General features: G+C 57.6%; 1 pseudogene. It reads left to right on the top strand.

Annotation, left to right across the window (positions count from 1 at the left end):
• Positions 1 to 342 (top strand): annotated as a pseudogene (locus tag L977_RS24705) (hypothetical protein); the annotation flags it as partial.

Here is a 342-nt window from a genome sequence, read left to right as displayed (position 1 = left end):
CCGGATGATGCAAAAGTGGTAAATGTCAGCCGGGTATCGTCGCTCTGGGATCCGACGGTGGATGACCCCTGGCGGGTCAGTGATGATGTGGTGAAAATGCAGTCCAGCCTGTACCCGTGGGCAAAAAAACGCAGCGGCAGGGCTGCCGCGACGGTTACGGCCATGCAGAACCGGAGTGAGGGGATGACGCCGCTGCTGCTTCCACTCTGGGATCCGGTAGGGATTGTTCATGAGCTCAATGGCTGGAGCCAGGACGTGCTGGGTCGTCAGGCGCAGTTTCTGCAGGAGCGGGAGCTTGAGTTCGCCACAAAAACCAGTCTTGATGCATTAAAAACGATACTG

The organism is Enterobacter sp. ZOR0014 (genome assembly GCF_000798855.1).
Classification (GTDB): Bacteria; Pseudomonadota; Gammaproteobacteria; order Enterobacterales; family Enterobacteriaceae; genus Enterobacter; species Enterobacter kobei.
Note: the sequence above shows the minus strand (reverse complement) of the source record. Positions and strands in the feature narration are given on the sequence as shown.